General features: G+C 77.7%; 2 pseudogenes. Both read left to right on the top strand.

Going from position 1 to position 443, the window contains the following annotated elements:
• Positions 1-126: pseudogene (locus tag QSK52_RS39180) on the top strand (electron transfer flavoprotein subunit beta); the annotation flags it as partial.
• A gap of 169 nt (positions 127-295) precedes the next feature.
• Positions 296-443 (top strand): annotated as a pseudogene (locus QSK52_RS39175) (electron transfer flavoprotein subunit alpha/FixB family protein); the annotation flags it as partial.

Here is a 443-nt window from a genome sequence, read left to right as displayed (position 1 = left end):
GGCGCCTGGACGAAGGTCGAGGACGTCACCGCCCGCCCCGCCCGCACCAAGGGCGTCATCGTGACCGACGAGGGCGAGGGCGGCAAGCAGCTCGCCGCCTACCTCGCCGAGCAGAAGTTCATCTGACCGGCCGCCGCGCCGCAGCGGGAGCCCCGCCGCCCGGCCCGGCCCGCTCCGGCGGCGGCCCGGGGCCGGCCCCGGTGAACGACTCCCGCGATGAACGACTCCCGCGCCCGCGGACCCGTCCGACGGCGCGCCCCCTCGTCCTCCCCCGCATCCTCAGGAGCACCCGACCATGACCGAGATCCTGGTCCTCGTCGACCACGCCGACGGCGCCGTGCGCAAGCCCGCCCTCGAACTGCTGACCCTGGCCCGCCGCCTGGGCACCCCCTCCGCCGTCGTCCTGGGCGCCGGAGCGGCCGCCGCCGACATCGCCGCCAAGG

This window comes from Kitasatospora phosalacinea, assembly GCF_030268885.1.
GTDB classification, from domain to species: domain Bacteria; phylum Actinomycetota; class Actinomycetes; order Streptomycetales; family Streptomycetaceae; genus Kitasatospora; species Kitasatospora phosalacinea_C.
Note: the sequence above shows the minus strand (reverse complement) of the source record. Positions and strands in the feature narration are given on the sequence as shown.